This window comes from Caballeronia sp. M1242 (genome assembly GCF_017220215.1).
Taxonomy (GTDB): Bacteria; Pseudomonadota; Gammaproteobacteria; order Burkholderiales; family Burkholderiaceae; genus Caballeronia.
This window is the reverse complement of the sequence record NZ_CP071130.1, coordinates 489,977-515,191: the sequence shown is the minus strand read 5'-3', so window position 1 is coordinate 515,191 and position 25,215 is coordinate 489,977. Positions and strand designations below refer to the sequence as shown.

At 63.0% G+C, this 25,215-nt stretch carries 23 protein-coding genes and 2 pseudogenes; 12 read left to right on the top strand and 13 right to left on the bottom strand.

All coding sequences use genetic code 11. The features are described from left to right. Positions 1-7 precede the first annotated feature (7 nt). The 4 genes from JYK05_RS15840 (at position 8) to JYK05_RS15825 (ending at position 2,501) form a co-directional block, all read left to right on the top strand. Positions 8-424 carry a DUF3175 domain-containing protein gene (locus JYK05_RS15840; protein ID WP_206469395.1) on the top strand — a complete coding sequence of 139 codons (417 nt, stop codon included), beginning with the start codon at positions 8-10 and terminating at the stop codon, positions 422-424. Positions 425-502: 78 nt separating this feature from the next. Beyond that, on the top strand, positions 503-670 hold the full coding sequence (locus JYK05_RS15835; RefSeq protein ID WP_175941287.1) for a hypothetical protein: 168 nt from the start codon (positions 503-505) through the stop codon (positions 668-670). Positions 671-721: 51 nt separating this feature from the next. Then, positions 722-1,999, top strand: coding sequence for a sorbosone dehydrogenase family protein (locus JYK05_RS15830; RefSeq protein ID WP_241270003.1), 1,278 nt, complete (start codon positions 722-724; stop codon positions 1,997-1,999). Between the two features lies 1 nt (position 2,000). Further along, positions 2,001-2,501, top strand: coding sequence for a hypothetical protein (locus JYK05_RS15825; RefSeq protein ID WP_206469392.1), 501 nt, complete (start codon positions 2,001-2,003; stop codon positions 2,499-2,501). 7 nt (positions 2,502-2,508) lie between these two features. Here JYK05_RS15825 and JYK05_RS15820 read toward each other — a convergent pair whose 3' ends face one another. Both JYK05_RS15820 and JYK05_RS15815 read right to left on the bottom strand, forming a co-directional pair. Then, positions 2,509-4,707: a hybrid sensor histidine kinase/response regulator gene (locus JYK05_RS15820; protein ID WP_206469390.1), complete on the bottom strand. Its 2,199-nt coding sequence runs from the start codon at positions 4,705-4,707 to the stop codon at positions 2,509-2,511. 320 nt (positions 4,708-5,027) lie between these two features. Beyond that, positions 5,028-6,230, bottom strand: a complete 1,203-nt coding sequence (locus tag JYK05_RS15815; RefSeq protein WP_206469388.1) for an ammonium transporter — start codon at positions 6,228-6,230, stop codon at positions 5,028-5,030. A gap of 395 nt (positions 6,231-6,625) precedes the next feature. On the opposite strand from JYK05_RS15815, the gene JYK05_RS15810 reads away from it, so the two are divergent. The 3 genes from JYK05_RS15810 (at position 6,626) to JYK05_RS15800 (ending at position 10,431) form a co-directional block, all read left to right on the top strand. After that, positions 6,626-8,890 carry a TonB-dependent siderophore receptor gene (locus JYK05_RS15810; protein WP_175941276.1) on the top strand — a complete coding sequence of 755 codons (2,265 nt, stop codon included), beginning with the start codon at positions 6,626-6,628 and terminating at the stop codon, positions 8,888-8,890. A 69-nt stretch (positions 8,891-8,959) separates the two neighbouring features. Then, a complete protein-coding gene (locus JYK05_RS15805; protein ID WP_175941273.1) occupies positions 8,960-9,646 on the top strand; it encodes a Fe2+-dependent dioxygenase in 687 nt (228 codons plus the stop codon). Positions 9,647-10,044: 398 nt separating this feature from the next. Then, positions 10,045-10,431 carry a host attachment protein gene (locus JYK05_RS15800; RefSeq protein ID WP_371826449.1) on the top strand — a complete coding sequence of 129 codons (387 nt, stop codon included), beginning with the start codon at positions 10,045-10,047 and terminating at the stop codon, positions 10,429-10,431. 39 nt (positions 10,432-10,470) lie between these two features. Here the strand turns inward: JYK05_RS15800 and JYK05_RS15795 are convergent, their stop codons facing one another. Further along, positions 10,471-11,856, bottom strand: a complete 1,386-nt coding sequence (locus JYK05_RS15795) for an FAD-binding oxidoreductase (RefSeq protein WP_206469381.1) — start codon at positions 11,854-11,856, stop codon at positions 10,471-10,473. 400 nt (positions 11,857-12,256) lie between these two features. Between JYK05_RS15795 and JYK05_RS15790 the strand changes: the two genes are divergently transcribed. Continuing rightward, a complete protein-coding gene (locus JYK05_RS15790; protein ID WP_206469380.1) occupies positions 12,257-12,601 on the top strand; it encodes a hypothetical protein in 345 nt (114 codons plus the stop codon). 69 nt (positions 12,602-12,670) lie between these two features. Here the strand turns inward: JYK05_RS15790 and JYK05_RS15785 are convergent, their stop codons facing one another. After that, positions 12,671-13,165, bottom strand: a complete 495-nt coding sequence (locus JYK05_RS15785) for an LEA type 2 family protein (RefSeq protein WP_206469379.1) — start codon at positions 13,163-13,165, stop codon at positions 12,671-12,673. A 48-nt stretch (positions 13,166-13,213) separates the two neighbouring features. Continuing rightward, entirely contained in the window at positions 13,214-13,720 is a 507-nt protein-coding gene (locus JYK05_RS15780; RefSeq protein WP_206469378.1) for a metal-dependent hydrolase, read from the bottom strand. Positions 13,721-13,950: 230 nt separating this feature from the next. Here JYK05_RS15780 and JYK05_RS15775 point away from each other — a divergent pair, with 230 nt between their 5' ends. Continuing rightward, a complete protein-coding gene (locus JYK05_RS15775) occupies positions 13,951-14,457 on the top strand; it encodes a M48 family metallopeptidase (protein WP_175941256.1) in 507 nt (168 codons plus the stop codon). 3 nt (positions 14,458-14,460) lie between these two features. On the opposite strand, the gene JYK05_RS15770 is transcribed toward JYK05_RS15775, so the two are convergent. The 4 genes and pseudogenes from JYK05_RS15770 to JYK05_RS15755 form a co-directional block, all read right to left on the bottom strand. Next, entirely contained in the window at positions 14,461-15,141 is a 681-nt protein-coding gene (locus JYK05_RS15770) for a 4'-phosphopantetheinyl transferase superfamily protein (RefSeq protein ID WP_206469376.1), read from the bottom strand. A gap of 717 nt (positions 15,142-15,858) precedes the next feature. Then, positions 15,859-16,767, bottom strand: a pseudogene (locus tag JYK05_RS15765) (ShlB/FhaC/HecB family hemolysin secretion/activation protein); the annotation flags it as partial. Then, positions 16,740-19,019: pseudogene (locus JYK05_RS15760) on the bottom strand (filamentous hemagglutinin N-terminal domain-containing protein); the annotation flags it as partial. The pseudogenes JYK05_RS15760 and JYK05_RS15765, both read right to left, overlap by 28 nt. Before the next feature lie 1,127 nt (positions 19,020-20,146). Then, positions 20,147-20,497, bottom strand: a complete 351-nt coding sequence (locus tag JYK05_RS15755) for a DUF3293 domain-containing protein (RefSeq protein WP_241269984.1) — start codon at positions 20,495-20,497, stop codon at positions 20,147-20,149. 185 nt (positions 20,498-20,682) lie between these two features. Between JYK05_RS15755 and JYK05_RS15750 the strand changes: the two genes are divergently transcribed. Next, entirely contained in the window at positions 20,683-20,892 is a 210-nt protein-coding gene (locus JYK05_RS15750; protein ID WP_206469373.1) for a DUF1059 domain-containing protein, read from the top strand. Positions 20,893-21,003: 111 nt separating this feature from the next. On the opposite strand, the gene JYK05_RS15745 is transcribed toward JYK05_RS15750, so the two are convergent. Beyond that, positions 21,004-21,243: a hypothetical protein gene (locus JYK05_RS15745; RefSeq protein ID WP_175941241.1), complete on the bottom strand. Its 240-nt coding sequence runs from the start codon at positions 21,241-21,243 to the stop codon at positions 21,004-21,006. A gap of 356 nt (positions 21,244-21,599) precedes the next feature. Here JYK05_RS15745 and JYK05_RS15740 point away from each other — a divergent pair, with 356 nt between their 5' ends. Continuing rightward, a complete protein-coding gene (locus JYK05_RS15740; RefSeq protein ID WP_175941240.1) occupies positions 21,600-21,845 on the top strand; it encodes a DUF4148 domain-containing protein in 246 nt (81 codons plus the stop codon). A 46-nt stretch (positions 21,846-21,891) separates the two neighbouring features. Here JYK05_RS15740 and JYK05_RS15735 read toward each other — a convergent pair whose 3' ends face one another. The 3 genes from JYK05_RS15735 to JYK05_RS15725 are packed head-to-tail and all read right to left on the bottom strand — an operon-like array spanning position 21,892 to position 24,488. Beyond that, a complete protein-coding gene (locus JYK05_RS15735; RefSeq protein ID WP_206469372.1) occupies positions 21,892-23,064 on the bottom strand; it encodes an acyl-CoA dehydrogenase family protein in 1,173 nt (390 codons plus the stop codon). A gap of 55 nt (positions 23,065-23,119) precedes the next feature. Then, positions 23,120-23,485: a nucleotide pyrophosphohydrolase gene (locus JYK05_RS15730; protein ID WP_206469371.1), complete on the bottom strand. Its 366-nt coding sequence runs from the start codon at positions 23,483-23,485 to the stop codon at positions 23,120-23,122. 19 nt (positions 23,486-23,504) lie between these two features. Then, positions 23,505-24,488 (bottom strand): 2-dehydropantoate 2-reductase, encoded by a 984-nt coding sequence (locus tag JYK05_RS15725; RefSeq protein WP_206469581.1) that lies wholly within the window; start codon positions 24,486-24,488, stop codon positions 23,505-23,507. 276 nt (positions 24,489-24,764) lie between these two features. Here JYK05_RS15725 and JYK05_RS15720 point away from each other — a divergent pair, with 276 nt between their 5' ends. Then, entirely contained in the window at positions 24,765-25,199 is a 435-nt protein-coding gene (locus tag JYK05_RS15720; RefSeq protein WP_206469369.1) for an Hsp20/alpha crystallin family protein, read from the top strand. Positions 25,200-25,215: the final 16 nt, after the last annotated feature.

The window sequence follows — 25,215 nt, the reverse complement described above, 5'->3', positions numbered from 1 at the left end:
AACCGTCATGCCGACGGCAAGCAAGACCAAGAAGACCGGCGCTAGCGCGGGCAAGACGGGTTCGGGCAAGCGCAGCACCACGCGGCAGCGCCATACGCTCGCGAGCGATCACAAGAAATCCGGAAGCAAGAAAGCAAAGTCCGCCAATTCGACGCACCGCTGGTCGCATCATGTGATGGAAACGAGCGACGCGATGGATATTCAGCGCGATATCTTCAAGAACGGCAACGCCGAAGAAATTGCGCAGTCGCTCAAACGCTCGTCCACCGAGAGCAAACGGCGCAAGGGCACGCCGTTCCAGTCGGCCATGTCGATGCTCAATTTCTATATCAATCGAGCCGGCCGCAACTTGCCGAAGACGCGGCGCAATACGCTCGAGCAAGCGAAGCGGCACTTGCGCGAAGCATTCGGACGCAAGCCCTAAAGACGAACGCGCCGCTTGCCACGTCACCGCGGAATACTCTTTGCTTCTCGCCAAGGCATACCAACCTAGGAGACAGTCATGGCGCAAGAACCTCCTCTCAGTCCGGGCGATGAAGCAGAGCCCGGCGCACCGGGCACCGGCGAAGACATCTGTCCCGACTGCAACGGCACAGGCAAGCAAGACGGCGGCGATTGTCCCACTTGCGACGGCACGGGAAAAATCGTGCAGGGCATCGGCGGAGGCTGATGGATGGCGCTTCCTGACGCGCGCAAGTGCCTACGCGTGACGCTCGTCGCGATGCTGGCGGTCTCGTGCAGCATCGCGCTCGCGGATGACTACCCGACTGACTTCGGGCGCGATCCCGCGCTTCCCGCGCCGCGCCGCGCGTTGTTGCCGACGGTGAACATCGCGCCCGCCAAGCAGTGGGCCGAAGGACAGAAGCCCATATCGCCAGCGGGCTTCGACGTAACCGCTTTCGCGTCCGGGCTCGATCATCCGCGCTGGATCATCACGCTGCCCAACGGCGACGTGCTCGTGGCCGAGAGCAACGCCCCCGCCGAGCACGATACGAACTCGGGCATCAAGGGCGCCGTCATGAAGAAGGTGATGAAGCGCGCGGGCGCGGGCATGGCGAGTCCCGATCGCATCGTGTTGTTGCGCGATGCCGACGGCGACGGCGTCGCCGAAACGCGGACCGTATTCATCGATCATTTGCATTCGCCGTTCGGCATGGCGCTGGTCGGAGATGACCTCTATGTCGCCGATACCGATGCCGTGCTGCGCTTCAAGTATCGGACAGGCGAAACGACGATCGAATCGACGGGCGAGAAATTTATCGACCTGCCCGCGGGACCGATCAACCATCACTGGACCAAGAACATCATCGCGAGTCCGGACGGCAAGCGGCTGTACGTGACGGTCGGCTCGAACAGCAATGCCGCGGAGAACGGCATCGAGGCGGAGAACGGGCGCGCGGCCATCATGGAAGTGGATATCGCGAGTAGACAGACTCGTCTCTATGCAACGGGGCTTCGCAATCCCAACGGAATGTCGTGGCAGCCGCAAACCGGCGCGTTATGGACCGCCGTGAATGAGCGCGATGAACTCGGCAACGAGCTCGTTCCCGACTACATGACCGCAGTGAAGGACGGTGCGTTCTATGGCTGGCCTTATAGCTATTACGGCCAGCATGTCGATGATCGCGTGAAGCCGCAACGCGCGGATCTGGTCGAATCGGCCACCGTGCCTGACTATGCGCTCGGCGCGCATACGGCCTCGCTCGGTCTCGCGTTCTACGACGCAAAAGCCTTCCCGCAGCATTACTGGAACGGCGCGTTTATCGGTCAGCACGGGTCGTGGAATCGCAAGCCGAGAAGCGGTTATAAGGTCATCTTCGTTCCGTTCCAGGATGGCAAGCCTTCCGGTCCGCCTGAAGATATCCTGACCGGTTTTCTTTCGGCAGACGGGCACGCGCTGGGGCGTCCTGTCGGCGTGGCCGTGGACCACGCAGGCGGCCTGCTGGTCGCCGACGACGTCGGCAATACGGTATGGCGGGTCGCGCCCGCATCGAAATAGCATGGCCGCCCGCAAATCCGCATCGAAGGCAAGCGCTGCCCCGAAGACGAGTCTCTTCGCGCTTGCCGAACGGCAGATCGTCGGCTTATACGATGCCGGCGTGCTCTCGCCTGCGGTGCTGCAACATGTGATCGCGGCGTATGCCGGGAGCGGCATCGACTGGACGGAAGCTGGCACGCTGCATACCGTCGACGATCACACCGTGCAGGAAGCGGTCGTGCTCATCATGATGCCGGGCCGCGCGCTCAAGTCCGCGCAGAAGGACTTCGTCTCCGTCATGGAGCATCTTGCAGGCGCCGGGCAAACGACCTCCGCGGCCGCGCGAGACGACGCGGAAGCAGACGAAGAAGCCACTGACGACGAAGACCTGCTCCATCAGCTCGGCGGCAAACGCACGAATGCGCGCCGCGCGAAAGCATCGGCCGAGGAGGAAGCGCCGACAGAGAAGCGCCGGTCGTTCAATCCTCTCGTCGGCGCGCGCCCCATGCCGAAGCATAAGTAACGTCCACTCAGTGCGGCACGCCGTCCATGATGAGATCGCGCAAGTCGTCCATGTCGAAAGGCTTCGCGAGAATCGGCACGCCCAGATGCTTCGCGCGTTCGATCTCGTCCGCATAGCCCGTCATCAGCACGAGCTTTTGCGAAGGCAGCCGCTTCGTGATCTGCTCCGCGAGGTCGATGCCGTTCATCCTGCCGGGCATCTGCACGTCTGACAGCACCAGATCGAAGCTGTAGCCCTCGCCCATGAGCGCGAACGCCGCATCCGCGCTTTCCTCGTGATGCACGGTGCATCCGAAGACTTCGAGCACCGCCATGACGCCCGCCGCGACGTCGGTATTGTCTTCTACGAGCAGCACCGACATGCCTCTGAACGGATGGTCGTCGTCCGCCACTTGCTGCGGTTTGGCCAGCGGCTTCTCCTTCTCCATCTCGACGGGTTTAGCCGCAGGCGCCGTTACCGGTCCGTGATGCCTTGGCAGATAAAGCCGAACCGTGGTGCCGGCGCCCGGCACGCTCGTGATGCGCGCGCTGCCGCCCGCCTGCTCGCACGCGGCCAGCACTTGCGAGAGGCCGAGACCCGTGCCCGCGCCGCGCACTTTCGTCGTGAAGAGCGGTTCGAACGCGCGGCGCAACACGGCTTCGCTCATGCCTTCGCCGTTGTCCGTCACGGAAATGAGCACGTATTCGCCATCGGGCAGATCGGTTTCCGCGCCACGTAATCGAGCGTTCTGACAGCGGATGACGATGCGCCCGCCATGCGGCATCGCCTCGCTCGCGTTCGCGACGATGTTGACGAGCGCCAGTTCGAGTTCCACGGCATCGGCCATGATGGGCCACACGTCCGCTGAGAACTCGACCGTCAGCGAGACCGACGGATGCACCGCGCGCTTCACGATTTCGAGCATGCTTCTGATCCACGCGGCGGGATCGATGACTTCCTGCTTCAGCGGATGCTTGCGCGCGACGCTCATCAGCCGCCGCGCGAGCGACTCCGCGCCGGCGGTTGCGCGTTCGACCGCGAGCACTTCGCTCTCGACATCGTTGAAATGCTTGCGCCGTGCAAGGGCCATATTCGCCGACACGACCATCAGCAGGTTATTGAAATCGTGCGCGACGTTCGCCACCAGATTGCCGAGCGCGCCCATGCGCCGCAACTGCCGCGTCGATGCTTCGACGGACAGCCTCGTCGCGACTTCCGCCTGCCAGCGTTCCCACGCGACGCGCTCCGCATCGAGCCGGCGAATGGAGAACGCGATGAGAAGCCATACGGCCATGCATGGCAACGCCGCGATCGCTGCGACGAGCGCGAGGTTCTGCCGCCAGCGCGCGCGCACGACCGACGTCGCATAACCGGTCGCCACATAGAGCGGAAATTCGCCGACACGCCGGTACGCAAGCACGCGCTCGACGTGATCGATGGTCGATGTCATGCGCACGCGTCCGAAGAGCTCGTTGTTGCGAAACGCGTCGGTGAAGGGCGTGTTGTTCGCGGCTTGCGACGACGCGGGGCTCGGCGGATAGCGCACGAGAATGCCGCCATCGCGCCGATAAAGACCGATTACGAGCGCTGAGTCGCCCGCTGCGATCTCGCGATAGAAGTCGACGAAATAATCGCGATTCAGCGCAATCGACACGACGCCGAGAAACTGCCCGTTGTGGCTGATGCGCCCCATGGTCGTCGTGAACACGTCCGATTGCGCGACCTTGCCGCGCAACGGCAATGAGAAGTAGGTGACGGGCGCGAACGCGCGGGCCGAAAGGAAGTCGTCGCGCTCGGCAATCGACACGTCCGGCGCGGGATACCGGCGGCTATTCACAAGCAGCGCGCCGTTCGCGCCGAAGACCGAAATGGCCGCGACCTGCGCGAGCGTGCCGCTCATGTCGTCGAGCGCGCGATGCAAGGCTTCTTCGCGCAACTTGACGTCCGCGTCGCCACTGTCGCCCAGCATGTCGACGACGCGCGTCTCCAGTTGCTGATTGAGGTCCAGCACTTTGAGCGCGTGTTCGTTCGCCACGCGCGCGAGCCGCTCGGTCAGGTCGCCGGCCTCGGCGAACCGGCGCTGATAATCGTAATAGCCGTAGATGCCGAGACAGGCAAGCGGAACGGCGACAGACGCGGCCAGGACGAGCAGCAGCACGCGTCGCGTCAACGAGAAGTTGCGCGACGGAAGCGGCAAATCGAAGGACCCGGTCTCTGTAGGATTCAAGCTCTCGGCCTTGTTGGGGATCGGCCGGTATATCGTAACCGGCGCGCACTCATCGGCATAGCAAGCCGACCGCGACCGGGCCGCGATTCTCGTCAATCGGAGGTTCTGCGTCAATCAGGCAAAGCACGCGTCGCTTTGCCGGTTCGGCGCCGGTCATGTCGGAGCGGTCGCTTTCAGCGAAGCGCATGCCCGGGCCTTTTCCCCCGTCTTGCGCCGGCTCGCGGCAAGTTGCTGATCCGGGCGGCGGCGGCATGCAAAATGCCAATGCGGCGCATCTTGCATGCAATCCGGCGCTGACGGCCGGAGGGCGAACTGCGACCTCAGCCGGCCATTTCTCGATCCGGCGTCGACGAGATGCGATGGATGGCCAGGTCCGCGCCGTTGAACTCGTCCTCGCGGTCGAGGCGCAGTCCCACCGTCATCTTGATGACGCCGTAGACGGCAGCGCCGCCCGCGAGCGCGAGCAAGACCGCGCCGACGGTGCCGATGCATTGCGACCACATCGACACGCCGCCGATGCCCCCGAACGTCTTTTGCCCGAACACGCCTGCCGCGATGCCGCCCCACGCGCCGCAGAGACCATGCAGCGGCCAGACGCCGAGCACGTCGTCGATCCGCCAGCGGTTCTGCACACACGTGAACATCTGCACGAACAGCACGCCCGCCACCGCTCCGACGATCAACGCGCCGAGCGGATGCATCACGTCGGACCCTGCACATACCGCGACTAGTCCGGCTAGCGGACCGTTGTAGGCAAAGCCCGGATCGTTGCGCCCCGCGACCCACGCGGCGAGCGTGCCGCCGACCATCGCCATTAGTGAATTCACCGCAACCAGACCGCTAATTTTGTCGACCGTCTGCGCGCTCATCACGTTGAAGCCGAACCAGCCGACCGCGAGCACCCACGCACCGAGCGCGAGAAACGGAATGCTCGACGGCGGGTGCGCGGCGATGCGTCCATCCTTGTGATAACGACCGTGGCGCGGCCCGAGCAGCAGCACCGCCGGCAACGCGACCCAGCCGCCGAACGCGTGCACGACGACGGAACCGGCGAAGTCGTGAAACGGCGCACCGAAAGCCTGCGTGAGCCACGACTGCACGCCGAACCGTTCGTTCCACGCGATGCCTTCGAGTAGCGGATAAATGAACCCGACGATCACGCAGGTTGCGAACAACTGCGGGTTGAACTTCGAACGCTCGGCGATGCCTCCCGACACGATCGCCGGAACCGCCGCAGCGAACGTCAAGAGGAAGAAGAAGCGCACCAGCGCATAGCCGTTGTGCTGCGCGAGCACGTCGGCTCCGTGCATGAACTGCACGCCGTAAGCAATGTTGTAGCCGATGAAGAAGTACGCGAGGGTGGACACGGCGAAGTCCACAAGAATCTTGACGAGCGCGTTCACCTGATTCTCGCGCCTGACCGTTCCCAGTTCGAGGAACGCGAAACCGGCGTGCATGGCAAGCACCATGGCGGCGCCCAGCAATAGGAACAGGGTGTCGGTACCAGATTGAAGTGCCTGCATGTCGGCGGACGTTTTAAAAAAAACGGCGACATGTGCAATATCCGGGCCATCTGCGCATTTTGTGTGCAGCTCCGTGTGCGAAAGCTGTGCGCCCGCTTATACACAGTGCAGTCCGCAATCTGCACGCGCAGCGCTTTCGTCTCATCTTGGTGCAAATGGCCTCTTGATGCGCATCGAATGTGCATTCAGCGCACTCGATGGTGCATGCAAGATGCAAAGCGGCATCGCTGGCTTGAGCCTGTAAACCGATCAGGTACTTACAAAAACTTGTCACATTGTGTAATGATACTGATTCTCATTTAGCACCGCTGACGCGCGGATGCAGGTGAAGCAGGACGAACGGACAGCCGGTCCGTCGTCGTTCCGAATTCATTAACAAAATATCGGGGAACGATATGCTGAGGAAAACGCCGCTCGCCGCGGCCTTGGTGAGTATGGCTGCCATGCCGATGGCCGCGCCGCTCTACGCGCAAACGGCAACAGAAAGTACGCGAGCCGCCGCCTCCGTTCAGAGCGGCTCCGCAGACAGCACCAACGGCGCCGCAAGCGCGAACGCGGATTCCGCCACGGCGGCGCCTGAAACCGCCGCTCTGCCCGCCGTCAAGGTGACGGGACAAAGCGACACGTCGCGCGACTTCCAGCCCGAAGTATCGAGCGTCGGCGCAAAAGTGCCCGCCGCATTGCGCGACATCCCGCAGGCAGTCGTCGTCGTGCCGAAAGCGGTTCTGCAGTCGCAGGCGGTCAGCTCTTTCTCGGACGCGCTGCGCAACGTACCGGGCGTCACGCTCGGCGCAGCGGAAGGCGGCCAGATCGGCAATAACATCAACTTGCGCGGCTTCACCGCGCGCACCGATATCTATCTCGACGGCTTTCGCGACCGCGGCCAGTACTATCGCGATACGTTCAACCTCGAATCCATCGATGTGCTGTACGGGCCGTCGTCGTTGTACTTCGGCCGCGGCTCGACAGGCGGCGTCATCAATCAGGTCAGCAAGCAGCCGGAGCTGAAGCCGCGCGCCGATGTATCCGTGCAAGCGGGCACGCACGACCGCTACCGCACGACCGTCGACATCAATCAGCCGATGACCGAGACTTCCGCGTTTCGCATCAACGCGTTCGGTCAGGACCTGGGCTCCACTCGCGATCAGATGAAGAGCAAGGATTACGGCGTCGCGCCGGAAGTGAAGTTCGGCATCGGCACGCCGACGCAAGTGACGCTATCCGCCCTGATTCAGCACAACCGCGATCAGCCCGACTACGGCATTCCGCCGCTCAACGGACATCCGGCGCCGGTCGATACGAAGACGTTCTATGGCTTTACCGACGACCGCACGATTCAGGACGTGCAAACGCTCAACGCGCGCGTGGAGCATCGCTTCAACGATGTCTTCACGCTGCGCAATCAGACGCAATTCAGTCACTACAGCACCGAAGCGCGCGCGACGAACGCGGCCGCCGTGCTGACCGGACCGCTCAACACGTCCACTGCGTTGACCAACGGAAACTACACGACGCTGCCCCTCTCTTCGCTTTACGTGCGCCTTCAAGGCAAGGACCGCAACATCAACGACCACTCGGTGTACAACACGACCGACTTCGAAGGCAAGTTCGCGACGGGCTTTCTCAAGCACGACATGCTCGTCGGCGTCGATCTGAGCCACGAGACCTATAGCAACCAGACCTTCACTGCCACCACGCCGGGCCTGTCGTCCAATACGCTCGCTATCGTGCCGCTCGTCGATCCGACTTATACGACGCGCCCGTCGAATTATCGCGAGGTCGCCACCAATCTCGCGGAATCCAGCGCGAACGGCATCGGGCTCTATCTCAACGACACTATCTCGATCGGCGAGCATTGGAAGTGGATTGGGGGCGTGCGTTGGGACCGCTATGAAGCATCGATCCATAACTCGATCAACGCACCGCGCTATGCCACGCAGACGAACTACTTCACGAGCGTGCGCACCGGCATTGTGTGGCAACCGACCGAATGGCAGTCGTATTACGTGTCGTATGGCACGTCGTTCAATCCGTCGCTCGAAGCGCTTACGCTTACCAACAACCAGCAGAACACGCCGCCCGAGAAGAACCGTTCGTATGAGATCGGCTCGAAGTGGGACTTGCTGAACGGCGGGCTTTCGGTGACGCAGTCGCTCTTCAACATCGAGAAAACCAACGCGCGCACGCAGGTCTCCACCGGCGAATACACGCTCGATGGCGATGTGCGCGTGCGCGGCTATCAACTCGGCGTCGCGGGCCACATCACGAACAAGTGGCAGGTGTTCGGCGGCTATACGTACATGGACGGCACCGTACAGAAGGCGCTCGACGGCACCACCGGACACACGCTCGCCAACACGCCGCATCACATGCTCACGCTGTGGTCCACGTATAACGTCACGCCGAACTGGGAATTTGGCGGCGGTCCATCGTATGTGTCGTCGCGCTATGCGGCCAACAACAACCTCGTGCAGGTCGGCGGCTATACGCGATGGGATGCAATGGCCGCGTATCATCAGAAACGCTACGATATCCAGTTGAACGTGCTGAACCTGACGGACAAGAAGTACTACGATGCCCTGATCCCGTCCGACGGCGGACGCGCGGTGCCTGGTCTTGGCCGCACGTTCCTCGCGACGTTGAATTACCGCTTCCGCTGATGCACCTTTGATCTGAAGCGCGCGCCGCTCGTACTCGGCGCGCGCAGTGACTCACACCGAGCCCACGCAATGATTCTTTCGATACCGGGCGTCCTGAGCGCCGAAGACGCCGCCGCCATGCGCTCGCGCCTCGAAGCCGACACCGACTCATGGGTCGACGGCCGCGCCACCGCGGGTTATCAAGGCGCGCCCGTCAAGCGCAATCAACAGATTGCCGAAGGCTCCGCCATCGCCCGCGAAATGGGCGATGTGATCGTCGGTGCGCTCGAACGTCATCCGCTTTTCATCAGCGCGGTGCTGCCCAACCGCGTGTATCCGCCGCTTTTCAATCGCTATGAAGGTGGCATGCATTTCGGCAGTCACGTCGATGGCGCCATTCGCATCGTGCCGGGCCACGGCGCACGCGTTCGCACGGATGTATCGATCACGCTCTTTCTGTCGCGCCCTGAAGATTACGACGGTGGCGAACTCGTCATCGAAGACACGTACGGCGTGCAGGAAGTGAAGCTCCCCGCGGGCCATGCCATCGTGTATCCGGCAACGAGCCTGCATCAAGTGCGTCCAGTCACGCGCGGCGCGCGCGTGTCCAGCTTCTTTTGGGCGCAAAGCCTCGTACGCGACGATGCGCAACGCGCGCTGCTTTTCGATCTCGACAACTCGATACAGCGTCTCAATGCGACGAATGGCGACGAAGCCGCGAAGCGCTCGCTCGTCGGCTGTTATCACAACCTGCTGCGCATGTGGAGCGAAACGTGAGAATCTGAGCGGAGTCATTGCCGGCAATTGCTGCAAAGGAACGGCATCTTGAACAGTCGCGCAATGCCAAGCGACTACGAAAGCGCCAGTGAATATCAATAAGCTCGGCGGCGCTCGCAAGCCTCTGTCCGCCTCCGACGCTCACGCACTGCCGGGATAAGCCGGTCATTGCGGTTTCTACGAAACCGGCGCCGACGCGCCCGATTGTCCTATCGGGGCAAGGCGCCCGCTGTATAAAGTATGCTGCGCGACTATTACCGCGACGCACAAGCGCGCGGCGGCCATCCTCTCTATTAGCTGTAGCGGCTGTTTGCACTACATGAACGCTTCGCGCAAACCGGCGCCATGCTGCAACGCCGCAGCACGTCGGGCTGTTGAGCGTCGCGAATCGGCGCACAATGGCGCGAGCGTCGCTCGAAGCCGGGCGAACAGGAGGAAGCATCATGACCGCCATTACGTGGGTTCTTGCCGCCGACGAGCATCGCGCCCGCATCTTCGAAACGCGCGGACTCAAAGTCGATCTTCAGCAAGTCGAGGACATTAGGAACACCGCTCGGTCGCGCAATGAGGCAAGCGACAAAGACCGCGAGACATTCGCTCGATCCATTGCTTCGTATCTTGACCACGCGAGGCAGCAGCATCGCTTCAATCGATTGCGTCTTGCCGTGGACGCAAGATTCCTCGGCGTGCTGCAAGCGTGCTTGAGCAGCGAAACGCGCATGCTCGTTTATGACGACAACGGCAAGGGCGCTCTGAACGAGCAGCGCTACGTCGAACGTCGATGAACGACGCGCGCCGCTCAATCGCGCGGCGCGCCGACAGAGTTAGGCAGGCTGGATGTTCTGATTACTGCGGAACACGTTCTCCGGATCGTAACGGCGCTTCACTTCTGCGAGCCGCTCGTAGTTCGGTCCATAGGCCGCTTTCACGCGATCACCCTCGTCACCCGTCAGGAAATTCACGTAGACGCTGCCCAGCGCATGCGGCGTCAGCGCGGTAAACATGTCGCGCGCCCATTGCGTGCAGGTGTCGTCGTCCGCCGCTTCGGTCCAGCGACCGTGTATGTTGATGGTGAATACCGAATCGCGATTCGCGTAAGCGGTCGCATTCGCGGGAACGCGGTTGGTCTGGCCGGCCATCGCGCCGATGAAGATCTCGCAATGCGGCGACGGCAACGCCTTCACGGCATCCGTGAGAATGCGCAACGTCTCGTCGTCGAGCGCGGCGAAGTTGTGAGACTTCCAATAATTGCGCGCGCCCGGTGTCAGCAATGGATCGAACGCCTTCTGCCATGCGGTAAAAGGCATCGGGCCGAGATGCTCGCCGTACGGCGTGCCGAATTCACGCACGGTCTGCAACGCCTCGGCACCGCGCCCGATGTCACCGATATAGCAGCACGCAAGCGCAATGACCGGCTTGCCATGCACGTCGGCCGGCAGGAACGGTAGTGGGGGCGCCAGGCGCAGGACCGCCCATACCGTCAGGTCGTCAGGCGCGTCCGCGATGAACGCGCGATACTTCGGCAAGACCTCATCCGCCTGTTCGAGCGGATACACGACGAGCCCGCCATAAATCTGCGGCCCGACTTCGTGCAAGCGGAATTCGAACATCGTCACGATGCCGAAGTTGCCGCCGCCGCCACGCAGCGCCCAAAAAAGGTCCGGCTCGGATTCCGCGCTGACGCGGCGCCACTGGCCGTCTGCCGTCACGATGTCCGCGGCGACGAGATTGTCCACCGTCACGCCATATTTGCGGCTGATCCACCCGAAGCCGCCGCCTAACGTAAGGCCCGCCACTCCCGTCGTCGAGTTGATGCCGAGCGGCGTCGCAAGACCGAAGGCCTGTGCTTCGTGATCGAAGTCGGAGAGCAGCGCGCCCGGCTCGACATAGGCGCGTTTCGCTTGCGGATCGATACGTACCGACTTCATCGCGGACAAGTCGATCATGAGTGCATCGTCGCTCACCGCGCTGCCCGCGATATTGTGCGCGCCGCCTCGTATGGAAAGCAGCGCGCCGTGTTCGCGCGCGAAACTGAGCGCCGCGATCACGTCGGCCGTTCCCGCGCAACGCACGATGAGCGCCGGGCGCCTGTCGATGGTTGCGTTCCATACTTTGCGTGCTTCGTCGTAGTCGGAGTCGGTGGGCGAAATGACTTTGCCGCGCACGGCGGATTTGAGCGTGTCGATTGCGTCGACCGGGAAGTTGATCATGGATGACCTCGCTGCATGAGAAGCGCGCCGCGACGTGCCCGACCTGCCATCTGGAACGTGAAAGCGCAAGAATTCCGCTTCGCGCGCCACCGACGCTAAGCATCGGAGAGGAAGCGGATTGCGATGACGGACGGCTTCGTCCGCTCGTTGATTAAAGTCTTGCGATTACGAAATGTAAAGACGAGGAGCCGCAATTTCGCGCACGATATCTAGCATGCATCGGCCAAACCTTCCGAAACCGCGCGTTGTGATAGGCAGTACTCCTTTCATTGCTTCGCACGCCTTACTTCATGCGCCCTTAAGCATCCGTTGCTTACATCGGGCGGCGTCACTTAGCGCCGATCTGCGAAACATTGTTGAATGTCCTTACACCAAAGCAACAGGCGTCAACGCGTGGCCAATGGGAGCGTTTGTTTGGGCATTGCGGATCATCCGGTCCGCAATGTTCACAGTAAGGAAGTTGGACATGAAAAAGCTGTTTGCTGCTGCTCTCATCGCCTGCCTGTCGGCGGGTGCATTCGCCAAGTCACACGAAGCCGAGCGCCATCTGCGACTCGAGCGCAAGGAGCACCGCGAGCGCGTCGACGAGACACGCGAGCGCGATGCCCGCAACGAACGCGAAGCGCGTGCGGCGCGTGAAGAACATAAGCGCCAGGAAGAGATCGCCCGTCACGACGCAGCGCCGGGCAACGCGCACGTCGAATTGCACCACGACGACGCAAACGGCCTGCACGTCACGCACTGAGGCGCGTGCATTAACGAGCCGTTGATTAAACGAGCGCCTTCGGGCGCTCGTTGCATGTGCAGTGACAGATCAATAGCCGAAAGCGCCGCTTCCGGTCGGAAAATCGATCGTGCCCTGGTCGGAGAAGCGCGCGCCGCCGAACGGCCCGCCCGCAAGACGACCACGCGCGACGTACGACACCTTGGTCACCTCGTCGCCGCTCGCGAAGCCCAACGCTTGCCGCGCGACCGACCACGCCGACACCGTCACCGGCACGGACACGACGAGTTCGCCGAAACGCGGCACGGATCCGCGCTGCGGACTCACGCCGCTCGCGAAAGCGCGGCCGTTCACATCCAGATCGAGCGCGACGCCATCGAAGTCGATCGACGTATCGTTTGGATTCTGCACGCGCAGCTTGACGGCGAAGCGCATCTCGAGCCCCTGCCCTTCGAGCGGCTCGATGCCCGCCACGCTGACGCGCAACGCATCGCGGTTCAAGAAGCCCGCGCATCCGCCGAGCATGAGCGTGACCAAAACGAAGAGGACGAGAAAGATGCGGTTCCGCGCTTGATTCATATGCATGGGTCGAGGTCCGGTAGCGTGGTGAGAACTGGCAGGATTCTATTGCGATCAGACGCGCAACGCGTTGAGCAGCATGCGGCCATACGCATGATGAAACCAGACACCGTCGGCGACATAAAGTGCCGCGATCCACGCAGCGCCGACGACGATGAGGTCGCAATGCCCGCTCGTCCACAATCTCAACGAATGGCGTCCACCAATCCAGGGGACGCCGAGCGGGTTCGGCCAGTCCGCGAGCAAATGCATGATGCCGCCGCACGCGAAACCGAATGCGAACGGCACGGCGGGGTGCTTCGCGAGCAGATGCCATGACAACGCCAGAAGCGCGGCCCAGCCCACGCCCCAATGCGTAAGCGTGCGATGCGTGATCCACAGCTTGCGCTTGCGGGTCCACCACGCCACTTCGAGCCAGTCCGGCGCGGTCGCCCCGATCACGCCGCCCACAACGGCGAGCGCGCAGGCGAGATAATCGACGCCTGCCGCCTTCGTGACCAGCGCCGCCGCGATGATTCCCGCCGCCCATCCCGTCGCGTGATGGGCCTTGCTCGATGCCATGTGACCCTGCCTTGAACCGCTTGCTTAAGAAAGCGCGCATATTCGCACGGCGCATGCTTCAGTGTGCGACGCGATACACAAACTTACGCAATTGCGTGCGCTGGGGCACCATTCGCACGGCGCGGCGGCGAGCTCGCGCGTTCATGACTAAAATGATTGATGGCAGCGTTGCGCGACTACCGGCGCACGTCGACGTATCCCGCCAAGGCCCTCTACCCTCGTCAGCCGTCATGCAACACCTGAAATACCTGAGCGCCTACCCGAGCACGCTTCAGGAAAAGGTGCGCCGACTCATCGCCCAGCAGCAGCTCGGGCCGTATCTCGACGCACGCTATCCTTCGAAGCATGCCATCCAGTCGGACCGCGCGCTGTATCAGTACTGCGCCGATCTGAAGAACGAATTTCTGCGCGTAGCACCGGCCATCGACAAAGTTTGCTATGACAGCAAGCTCGACGTGCTCCGGCACGCGCTCGGCCTGCATACCGCCATCTCGCGCGTGCAAGGCGGCAAGCTCAAGGCGAAGAAGGAGATCCGCATCGCGTCGCTTTTCAAGGACACGGCGCCTGAATTTCTGCGGATGATCGTCGTGCACGAACTCGCGCATCTCAAGGAGAGCGACCACAACAAGGCGTTTTATCGCCTGTGCGAGTTGATGCAGCCGGGCTACCATCAGATCGAGTTCGATCTGCGTCTGTATCTCACGCATCGCGATCTGATGCGCAATCACACGGTCTGACGCTCACTTGGCCGACCACGCCAGCGCGGCCGCATAGCCTCGAGGCACGGCGAGCGATACTGCGCGAAACGCGCCTGCTTCATTGGACAGCGAATAGCGCGCGCCATCGCGCGGCAGGACCGAAAAGCCGTGCATCCCCAACGCCTGGCTGCCGATGCCCACGCCATGCGCCTTCAGCACCGCCTCTTTTGCGGTCCAGCATGCGAAGAAAGCGTCGGACTGATCGGCTTGCGGCAGGGCGTCGATGACGCGCTGGTCTGCAGCATGCAGAACGGTCGCTTGCAGTTCGCGCCAGTCGAATGAATGCCGCGCCTCTTCGATATCGACACCCACGCGCCGCTCGAATGACATCGCGATTAATCCAAGCGCGCCCGAATGGGCGATGTTGAGATCGGGGGCGTTGGGGATGGCGAGCGTGGGGCGGCCGTTCGCGTCCGAGACAAGCGCGAGACTCGCGGGCGAGCCACCCAGTTGAGCGGCGAGCAGGCGGCGCAGCGCCGCGCGCATCGTGGCGAAGCGGGCGGCGTCTTCATGTCGCAGGAAGCGGGCTGCGCGTTCGAGTTCGTCGGGATGCAAGACGCCGTCGCCTGCTTCCCGCAACGACGCGCTCAGATCGATGTCGACGAGCCACGCCCGGACGTCGGCGGGGGATTCGGTCGACAGCGGTGTGCATGGCGGGGTCATTTGGTCAACGTATGCAATATGTACGGGCGCGATCCAGTGAACGATGCAGAAGGCAGCGGAAGCCGGCGTTAACCAAGGATGCACTAATAGCCCTCAAAATGGCCGACTCTGTCGGTCATTGCGAGATTTGCATTCTTCATACGTCGTCGGCTTTAGATGCGAGCCTCGTGAATCGTATCAAGCGCTTCCGCCATAGGTGCGGCTCTATGCTTCGTTCGCTAGGCTTTCGGCCTTGCGTTTCCCGCTTTTGCCTGGGCGCGCATCGTAAGCGATAGCCGTCCAGCAGTCTCGCTAACGCGCCCTACCCACGCCGCACCACGCTGGGCCACCAACGCCATTCAGCGCTCGCGGATTCGGACAGCCAAGGCTGCAAATCGCTGACCGTCATTGCATGGCGTTCGCAATGGTGACCCGGTAGCGGGGACGATAGCCCCGGCGATCGCGAGTCATGTCACGTGAGCCAGGTCGCTCGACGCGGCCTCGCGGCGTCAGTAGGCGATTCTCGTACGGTCGCGGTCAGGCGCCGGGCCACCCGTGGAAGCTCGATGCAGTTTCCGCTCCGGCGCAGTCGTCTCATGCCGTTCGAGCCTGGCGGCCGCTGCTTCGTCGCCCGGCGTTGCCCGAGCGCAGCGCCAAGCGTAGCGGCCGGCCAGCGGCCCGTTGGCTGCGCTCGTGGCCTTTCGGCAGCGACGGTAGGGCTGACGCATCCCTGTGACCTTAGAACTGAGCGGTCATCTGGAAACCGACTGTCACGCGTGACGTATTCAACGTGGCTGGCTTGTAAAGCGGCGTGCCGGCGAACAGGTCGTAGCTGAAGCCGGCATACTTCGACGGTACGCCCCCTCGAATACCGATCACCGCGCCGACGAGTTGCGTCCCTGCAAGAAAGGCCGTGTTCGGTCCGAATACGTGGCCGTAGTCGATGCCCGCGTATAGCGTCTGTCCGCTCTTGCCAAGCGGCGCTTGCAGTTCGTTGCGCCAATAGAAACCCTTCTCGCCCGCCAGCATCTGCTCACCATCGAAACCGCGCACGGTGTATCGACTGCCGATGGTTATATCGTCGAGGTAGAACAGCGTGTCGTTCGTGTATTGACCGTGGAACGTCGTCACGTATCGAAGCGGTTGAGATGCGATTGCGAATGGCACGGACAGGTTCGCATCCAGCACAGCCATGTGAAACAGGTAGGTCGGACCTGTTGGCTTCGTTGCGGGCGTCGGCGCAATGTTGGCATCTGCCGGCTGCGAGGGATCCCCTGTTGCGCCGAAATCGTTAATGCCTTGCCGATACGCGAGCGTGCCGTCGAATTGCGCCCCGCCGAAGTAATGGCGATCGGTCAGCCCCGTTTCGAAGAATGTGTTGTTGCGATGCTGGAGCACGATCTCCGTATCGTCGATGAAACTTGCGCCGAAGCGCTTGGACAACTGCGCGTAGCCGCCGAAGACATCGTTCTGGCCGCGGTGTAGCACGCGCGCCAGCTTGAATCCTGCCGTCTGCGCGTTGCCGCTCGACACGAAGGTTTGGTTCACGCCCGCGATCTGCTGATAGTACGTGTTCGTGTTACCGAAGAGCGTTGCAGTCCAGTAGCCCCACGGCACCGAATACGAGCCGTTGAAGCCGTGCGAGCCGCGATCGCCCCGCTGACGGTCGCGTTCAGTGCGCCGTTCGTCGCAATCGTGCCGACGTTGTTCGACAACGAACCGCTGTTGATCGAGAGCGTGCCCGTGCCCGAACTCGTGATCTTGCCGTTGTCATTCAAAAGCGCAGCGGGCGCGAGCGACAAATCCGTGGCATTGGTCTGGATCGACCCGCCCGCGTTATCGAGCGTGCCGGTGACAGCCACCGTCGTCGCGCCCGTGCCCGTCTGGGTCACGCTGCCGTTGTGATTGACGAGATTGGTCGCCGTGAGCGCGACTTGATCGCCATTGATCGCGCCATTGCTGTTATCGAGCGTCGCGGCCTTCACGTTCACGAGCTTGCCTGCCGAAATCGCGCCGCCTGCATCGGTGAGCGTTGTGCCGGCTGTAACGGTCGCGTTGCCGTTCGCGGCCAGCGTGCCCGCGTTCGAGAGCGATTGCGTGGCGGTCGCGGCGAGATCCTGCACCGCCGTGATGGAGCCGCCATTGGCAAGCTGTCCTGCCTGCACGACGACGTTGCCGTTCCCGCCGATTGCGCCGCCTTGCGCGTTGTTGAGCAAGCCAGAGGCGGTCAGATTGAGGCCGTCGGCGTTCAGGGATGTGACGTGGCCCGCAGTGTTGTCGATACTGCCCGCCTGTACGCCGAGCGCGCCCGCCGCCTGAATCGTGCCGCTCTGGTTCTGCAGCGCGGACGCGACGCTGGCGGTCAGCGAGCCGCCCGAGATGATCTGCCCGTTGCGGTTCGAGAGTGCGCCGGCTGTGATCATCTGTGCAGCGCCGGACTTCAATGCGCCGCTGTCGTTCGTGAAGGTGCGAGCGGCGTTCGCATTGATGCCGCCGCCGGCTGTCGCGGTCGCTGACGACAGGTCGATGTCCGTGGCGGCGAGCGCGAGATTGCCGTTCGCCGTGGTCGAACTTCCGGCGAGATTGACCGACGCGCCTTGCACGACGGCGCTGCCGCCAGCTGCATTGCGCCCGGTCGCCGAAATCGCGCCGCTCGAGCTCACGTTGAGATCGCCAGATCCGCCGATCGACCCGTCGCTGTTCACGCCCGCGCCGAGCGTGCCGGTAGATGCGACGCTGCCCGCGTTGACGGTCGTGTTGTTCTGCGCGGCAAGCACGCCCGAGTTGGAAAGCGCCCCGCCGGTGGTCGCAACGACGTTCTGTTGCGCGTAGGTCGTGCCACTGTTATTGATGCCCTGCGCGGCGCTCGCATTGATAGAGCCGCTCGCGTTGGTGGTCCCGGCAAGCACGAGTTGACCGTTGGACTGAAGCGTCAGATCGCCCGCTTGCGCGGCCAGCACGTCCTTGTTCGAGACGCCGACGCCGTACTCGTTCGATACCAGATAGATCCGGTTGGCGTACATCCCGCCCAGCGCGCTGACGTCGATCGCGACGGATGGCGCGGGTCCATTGCCCGCGATGGCCGTCGCAGCCAGCGTGTTATGGTCGACCTGATTCGAACCGGCGACCACGTTCAGGTTGTTGGCATAAATCGCGGCGTTCACCTGAATCGCACGGGACAGCAAATCGACCTGATCGACGTTCGTCGCATTCAAACCCGCGCCTTGCACGGTGATGTTGCCGCCGGTGACGGTAAAGCCCGCGAGACTGCCACTCGCGCCGAAGTTCGGCGTACCGGTCGTCAGAATCGCGCGCGAGGTGTTGATGAAGCCGCCACCATTCACCACTAGGCCATTCGGATTAGCGACGACGACTTCCGCACGCTGCCCAGCCACTTCCAGATAGCCGTTCAACTGCGACGGCGAATTGCTCAACACCTGGTTGACGATGATGCCCGCGGACTGCCCCGGCGACAGATTCGGGTTCCCGTTGATGTAACCGGCCTGCTGCGTTTGAACGATGGTCGGCGAGTTATTGAGAATCGCGCCCTTTCCCGGCACGTCGAATTGCGAGTAATTGTTGAGGGAAACACCGGCAGCAGACGGCTTGGCGATGTCGACTTGCTGGAGTCCGTTCTGCGTCTGAATCACCTGGGCACCAGACCCCGGCGCTGCAACGATCTGCGCGTGCGATACCGACATAGCAGTACCGAGCAGCAACATCGCGGCGAACGCCACGGCACGGATGGGAAGGCTAGAACCGACGTTAAAAGACGATGCGACCGATGCGCGCTGCGTTGCGCTGCTGCCCTGCGCGCCTTGTCCCGTCGCAAAATCCGCGACCGCCACCATCATGTGCCGCACGCGGCTAAAGACCAGCTTGTAAATCCCGTTATTCATTATTCGATGCTTCGCTTTCTTACGGTGCGGGAGACGCTAAGGGGACCCGCGAACAGCCCGTGAGTGTTTCCGCGATTAGCATTGGGGAATATGGGAGTAATCCGAATTCGAGCGCGCTGCTACCGTTCGATCACGTGAGATCTTTCGCAGGCGTGAAGGTGGGATTTGTCGCTGCACTCTTGCTCAGTTGCGTGAGAACAACGGGTGATGCTGCGTTGGTGCAACTGCGCGTTCGGGAGGCTAGAGGCGGTCGCCATGCACGCCTATAACGCTCAGCGCGTGATCGACACAAACGGAGGTGCAGGCCGCCAACGCGCGACCTTGGTCAGTACGCGGTTGTGCTGGTCCGCTTAACGCGCTCGACACAAGCGCTCCAAGACGCGGTTCGCGCTCTGCCCGGGGTCGTCGGGGCGACCTCGCAGTTAAGCCCATGCTGGTAGCAGCGCGCGTTCAATCGCCGTGCCGCCGATGCAACCTCTGGTGCGCAGTACGCCATCGCGTCGGTCCCATCGCTCGTCATCGCGACGGCAAAATCATTCGCAGTACCGACGAAAAACGAACTGTCGTGCGGCGCATTCATGCTTTGATAGTGGCGCAGCCTCGAGCTCTGCCACCGCGTCCCTTGCCAGGATCGCTGTTGAGATGCCGCAAGCAAGCCGCAGCTGTCGGTTGTTGCCCCGGCCCACGTCGTCTTGCCGATGAAGCGCACGCCCGCCGCGCCTGCATGGCTGCCATTCGCCTCGCGCGTTGGTGAGCGAATCCGCTGTGCGCAGCGTTCGTCGGCTTCGGCAGATTAGGTACTACGCTTGGCCCAGTGAGTGCATCATTCCAGTCGGCGTTGGACGAAGCACAGCCGAGCGACGAGCCCGTCGGTCGTCGGCCCTGGTCCCAACCAGAAGCCCTGCCATCCGCAGGCGGCAACGCCGCGCCTTCCGAAAGCAGCAGATATTGAGTTCGGTCGCGAATATCGCGTGAAGAGGGAGCGACCCGCGCGGCATCAGCGAGCGCGCGCATTTGCGAGAGCACGGGACAAGAGGCCGTTCATTCCCCGCCCCAACGGCGGACGTCGCACGACACACGACGCCCTCACCCGCATCGGTGGAGCGGCATCAAAGCGCTCTACTCGGTCACCTATATCGCGGATGCAGCCGCAGTCGCGGCAACCCATCACCCAGCACGACCACGACGGCGTTTTGCTCATACGCGAGCATGAGACTATCGGCATCGGACTCAGTCGCGCCGAGCACGAACAAACTCGCCTCCGCGCTCCAGACATTCTTCGGATCCAAGCCTTCGCCGGATAACGCCATCCACCCCGCTTGCGCGATGTGCGCCTCGAGCGCCCGCTGCCTCGCGGCGTTCTGCTCGGCGCTCAGTTCGCAGCCGAATGGATTGAACGCGGTCACGAACATTGCGCTGGCAACACCGTGACGGCCCAGCAGCGCGGCGACGGACACGTTCTTCTCGCCGATCGTCATATCGATGGGCGGCTCGCCGCGTATCCGGTAGATGGCAGCGCGGTACGCTGCAAGCGTTGCGTCGGGAATCGAGAAACCGTTCATGAGCATGAACGTTACGCGACTGCGCAGGCGCGCGCAAATCGACATCGCAGCCAAAACGACGGCCTATACTGAAGTCAGCGCCTTCATGTCAGGAGGACGCCATGACACGCATGTACATCGATTGCCGCGAGTGCTCGAGCGACAGCAACTGCACGATCGCACTCGCCGCCGACTCCGATGACGAATTGATGCAAGCCGCCGTGCAACATGCGGTGAGCATGCATCAGCATCAAGATTCGCCGGAGCTGAGAACGGAACTCAGGAAGTTCTTTCACGAGGGCACGCCGCCGCTCGAAAGGCCGTCCGCATAAGACGCGGGGGCAGTTGATTGCCGCCACAGGCTAGCGTTTCCTAGAACGCTAGGCGGTGGGGCCTTGTCGTTTGATGGAAGAAGAGGAAGAAGGCAGCGACGCGCCGCGATTTCAAGAACAGCCGGTGCGCCGCTCGCTGCGGCTGAATCGTTGACGCGAACGCCAGTCTTCCGAGCGCAGCACGTGTTCGCCGTCCTCGCGGGCCTCTTCCTCGGAATCGAAGCCTTCGTCGCTATATGCGACCACCTTCATGCCGCCGCCTGCCGCGCGCTCGACGGTGATGCCCCAATGCCACCCGCCTTCCTGGTGGAAGATATGCAGCGTCGGCTTCGATGATCCGGTCAAGTCCATACATGCGGCTCCTTCAAGTTGACGTCCGTAAGGCGTGCTGCCTTGCCTAGACGAACGCCCTTGATGTCGGGCGCTTCTTTTTGCGTTGCCCGTACGCCCAATCGGCCGGGGCACTATGACTAAACGAGGGGCTTCATTGCCCGCTTAAGACAGCATACTCAATGACATGCTGCATTGCAACACGGGCTTTCCCCAGTCGTGCGCTTTGCGAGACACCGCGTCGCTGAACGAAAGGCGAATCGAAGCGGTCCGTTCATTGCAAAAGTCATCGGACTGTCACGTTGAGCGCGCGCCGGTGACATTCGGCGTTGTGTCCTAGAATGAGTAAGCCGTCATCAGCGGCGTAAGAGGGACTCATGAAAGCTACTTCCCGAATCATGCTCGGCGCGCTCGCTGCGTGCTGGGCCGCGTCTGCATTCGCGCAGCCGCTCGCCGACAATTCGTCCGCGCCCAAGACACGCGCTCAGGTTCGTTATGAACTACACGCGTGGATCGCTGCGGGCTACGATCCGAACGACTGGATCAACTATCCGGACAATGCCATGCGCGCGGGCCGCATCGTGGCGCAGCGACGAGCCGACGCGCCGCCGATGACGCACTAAAGCGGCGCGCGTGATCGCGCTCACACGGCCGGCTCGAGCAGCCGCCTCAAGCAGCCGGCTTCGGCCCGCGCAAGATGCGCCGCGCGATGCTCCAGCGATGCACTTCGGAGGGGCCGTCGTAGATCCGAAACGCGCGCATGTCCGCGAAGATTCGCGCGACCACCGTCTCGTGCGTGACGCCCTGCCCGCCCAGCACTTGCACGCATCGATCGACGACGCGCCACAGCGCCTCCGACGACACGACCTTCGCGATGCTCGATTCGTGCTTGCCGAGCACGCCCTGATCCAGCACCCACGCGCAATGCCAGATGGCGAGCCGCGTGACGTGCAGGTCCATCTCGTTGTCCGCCAGCATGAAGCCGACGCCTTCGTGCTCGCCTAGCGCCTTGCCGAAAGCCTGACGTTGCCGCGCATAATCGCTCGCGACGTCATGCGCGCGGCGAGCCGCGCCGAGCCAGCGCATGCAGTGCGTGAGACGCGCGGGCGACAAACGCACCTGCGCATAACGAAAGCCTTCGCCCGGTTCGCCGAGCACGTTCGACGCCGGCACGCGCAGGCCGTCGAAACGCACGACGCCGTGGCCGCCGGGAAAGCACGTGTCGAGCGAATCCATCGCCCGTTCGATGACGATGCCGGGACTCGACATGTCCGCGAGAAACATCGTCGCCGGGCCGTCGACGAACTTCGCCATGATGATCGCGACTGCCGCGCCCTCGGCGCCCGTGATGAACCACTTGCGGCCGTGAATCACGTACTCGTCGCCGTCGCGCGTGGCGGTGGTCTGGAGCATCGCCGGGTCCGCGCCCGCGCCGGGCGACGGCTCGGTCATGCAGAAGCACGAGCGGATCTCGCCCGCCGCGAGCGGACGCAGCCAGCGTTCCTTCTGCTCCGGCGTCGCGATGGCTTCGAGCAGATGCATGTTGCCCTCGTCCGGCGCGGCGATATTCAACGCGACAGGGCCGAGCGGCGAATAGCCCGCCTCCTCGAACAGAATCGCCTTCGCGACATGGCCGAGCCCGAGCCCGCCGAACTCCGGCGAGATATGGCTCGACAGCAAGCCCGCCTTGCGGCCCTTCGCGATCAGTTCGGCGCGTAACGCTTCGTTCGGCCCGTGCGGCGTGCAGCGCGGATCGCGCTCCATCGGCACGATTTCATCGGCGATGAACGCGCGCACCCGCGCCTGCAATTCGGTCAACTCCGGCGAAAGCGAAAAATCCATCGGCATCCTCGGTCGTTAGTGGATCATGCGAGCTTAATCGTGCGGGCTGCATTCGTCATTCATCGTATTCGCTGTATTTGCGGGCATCGCCGCGAACCTTCTCAGCCGGATACTTCGCGCGATTCAGCGCCATCTTCTCCAGCAACGCCTGATGCAGATCCACATCGAGCGCGTCGGCCAGCATCACGAGATAAGCGAGCACGTCAGCCATCTCATGACGAATGGCGCGGAGCTTCGCGTCGTCGAGCTCGGCCTTGTCGCCGGTCTGAAGCCACGTGAACGGCTCCAGCAACTCGCTCGCCTCCACGCTCAGCGCCGCCGCGAGATTCTTCGGCGCATGAAAGCGGCGCCAGTCGCGTTCGCGCACGAACTCGCGCAGCATGTCGCGCATGGCGACGAGTTCACTCGGGGATTCTTTCATCAGGTCCTCGACTCGCTGCTCATTGCGCCGGATAGAGGCCCAGCGTGCGGGCGTGCAGGCGCGCGAGGCCGAGCAGCGCGTCGGTGAATGGCGTCGGCACCTCCGTCAGCGCGCCGAGTTCGCGCACCGACGCGACGAGCGCATCCAGTTCGACGGCCTTGCCCGCTTCGACGTCCTGCAGCATCGACGTCTTCATCGCGCCCAGTTTTGCCGTGACGGCATGCCGGTCCGCTGGCTCCTGTTCGATGGGAATGCCGAAGCGCGCGCCGATCTCCTTCGCCTCCAGCATGATGCGCGTGACGAAGCCGCGCACGAGATCGTCGCCGAGAATGCGGTCCGTGGTCGCGCCGGTGATGGCGCTGATCGGGTTCATCGTCATGTTGCCCCACAGCTTGAACCACACGTCGCGCTGAATCTGCGGCGATGCGGACGCGTCGAAGCCCGCCCGCGCAAAGAGCGATACGAGCGAATCGACGCGCGCGCTCGGCTTGCCGGTCGCCTCGCCCAGAATCAGCCCGTTGCCCTGATGATGCCGGATGACGCCCGGCGCTTCCACGAAACAACTCGCGTGAACGACGCAGCCGACGGTCTGCGCGCTCGGTATCGCGGCGGCGATCGTGCCCTGCGGATCGACCGAGGCGAGTCGCTTGCCGGCGAACGCATCGCCGAGGCCCTCGCAGAACCACCACGGCACCCCGTTCATCGCAGTGAGCACCGTGGTCCGCGCGCCGAGTAACGGCGCAATGTGCGCGGCCACGGAGGCCATTGCCGGCGCTTTGACGGCGACCACCACGAGGTCTTGTTCCCCCAGTGCGTCGGGCGCGGCGCTCGCGCGAACCTGCGCCGTATGCGTCGCGTCCTTCTCCACGAGTTGCAGGCCGCGCGTGGTGAGCGCATCCAGCGTCGCGCCGCGCGCGACCACGCTGACATCGCAGCCCGCTTGCGCGAGCCGCACGCCCATCCATCCGCCGATTGCGCCCGCGCCGTAAATGCACACCTTCATCTTGTCGTCCCCGCCACTGGTTGGATCGCCCATTGTAAGAGCGGATTGAATTCGTTAGCGGCTAACGCTCAAACGGTCCAATCTATGAGTCGCAAAACGCATTTCAAGAGTCGCCGAACGAATAAAAATTGCGCTTGAAAATGCATTCCGGCTTATTGAAATGAGCGTCTCCGCACCTATTTTTCGATCCGAGGGCAGCGACGCTCGAACGCCCTGCCCACAAGGATCAACGCACTGTGCCGGCCTTCATGCGGCCGCATTCTCGGAGACTGGATCATGAGTGACTTCTACTTTGGCGGCGACGTGTTCGCGGAGCTGGATCGCATGCAGCGGCAAATGTCGACGCTGTTCGGCAACCTGCCATCGAGCATCCGGAACAGCCGCGCGGATGTCTTTCCGCAATTGAATATCGGCAGCACGGACGAGGCGGTCGAGATCGTCGCGTTCGCGCCGGGCGTGGATCCCGCATCGCTCGATGTGACCGTGGACAAAGGCACGCTCACGATCAGCGGCGAGCGCAAGGCAGAAACGCTGACCGAAGGCGCGCGCACTTATGCGAAAGAGCGCTTTACCGGCAGCTTCCGCCGCGTGATCGAACTGCCGCAGAACGCGGACATCGACAAGGTGCAGGCGCGCTATGAAAACGGCACGCTGTCCATCACGGTCGGCAAGCGCGAAGCGTCCAAGCCCCGCGCCATCACCATTCAGTAAATCAGCATTCGGGAGC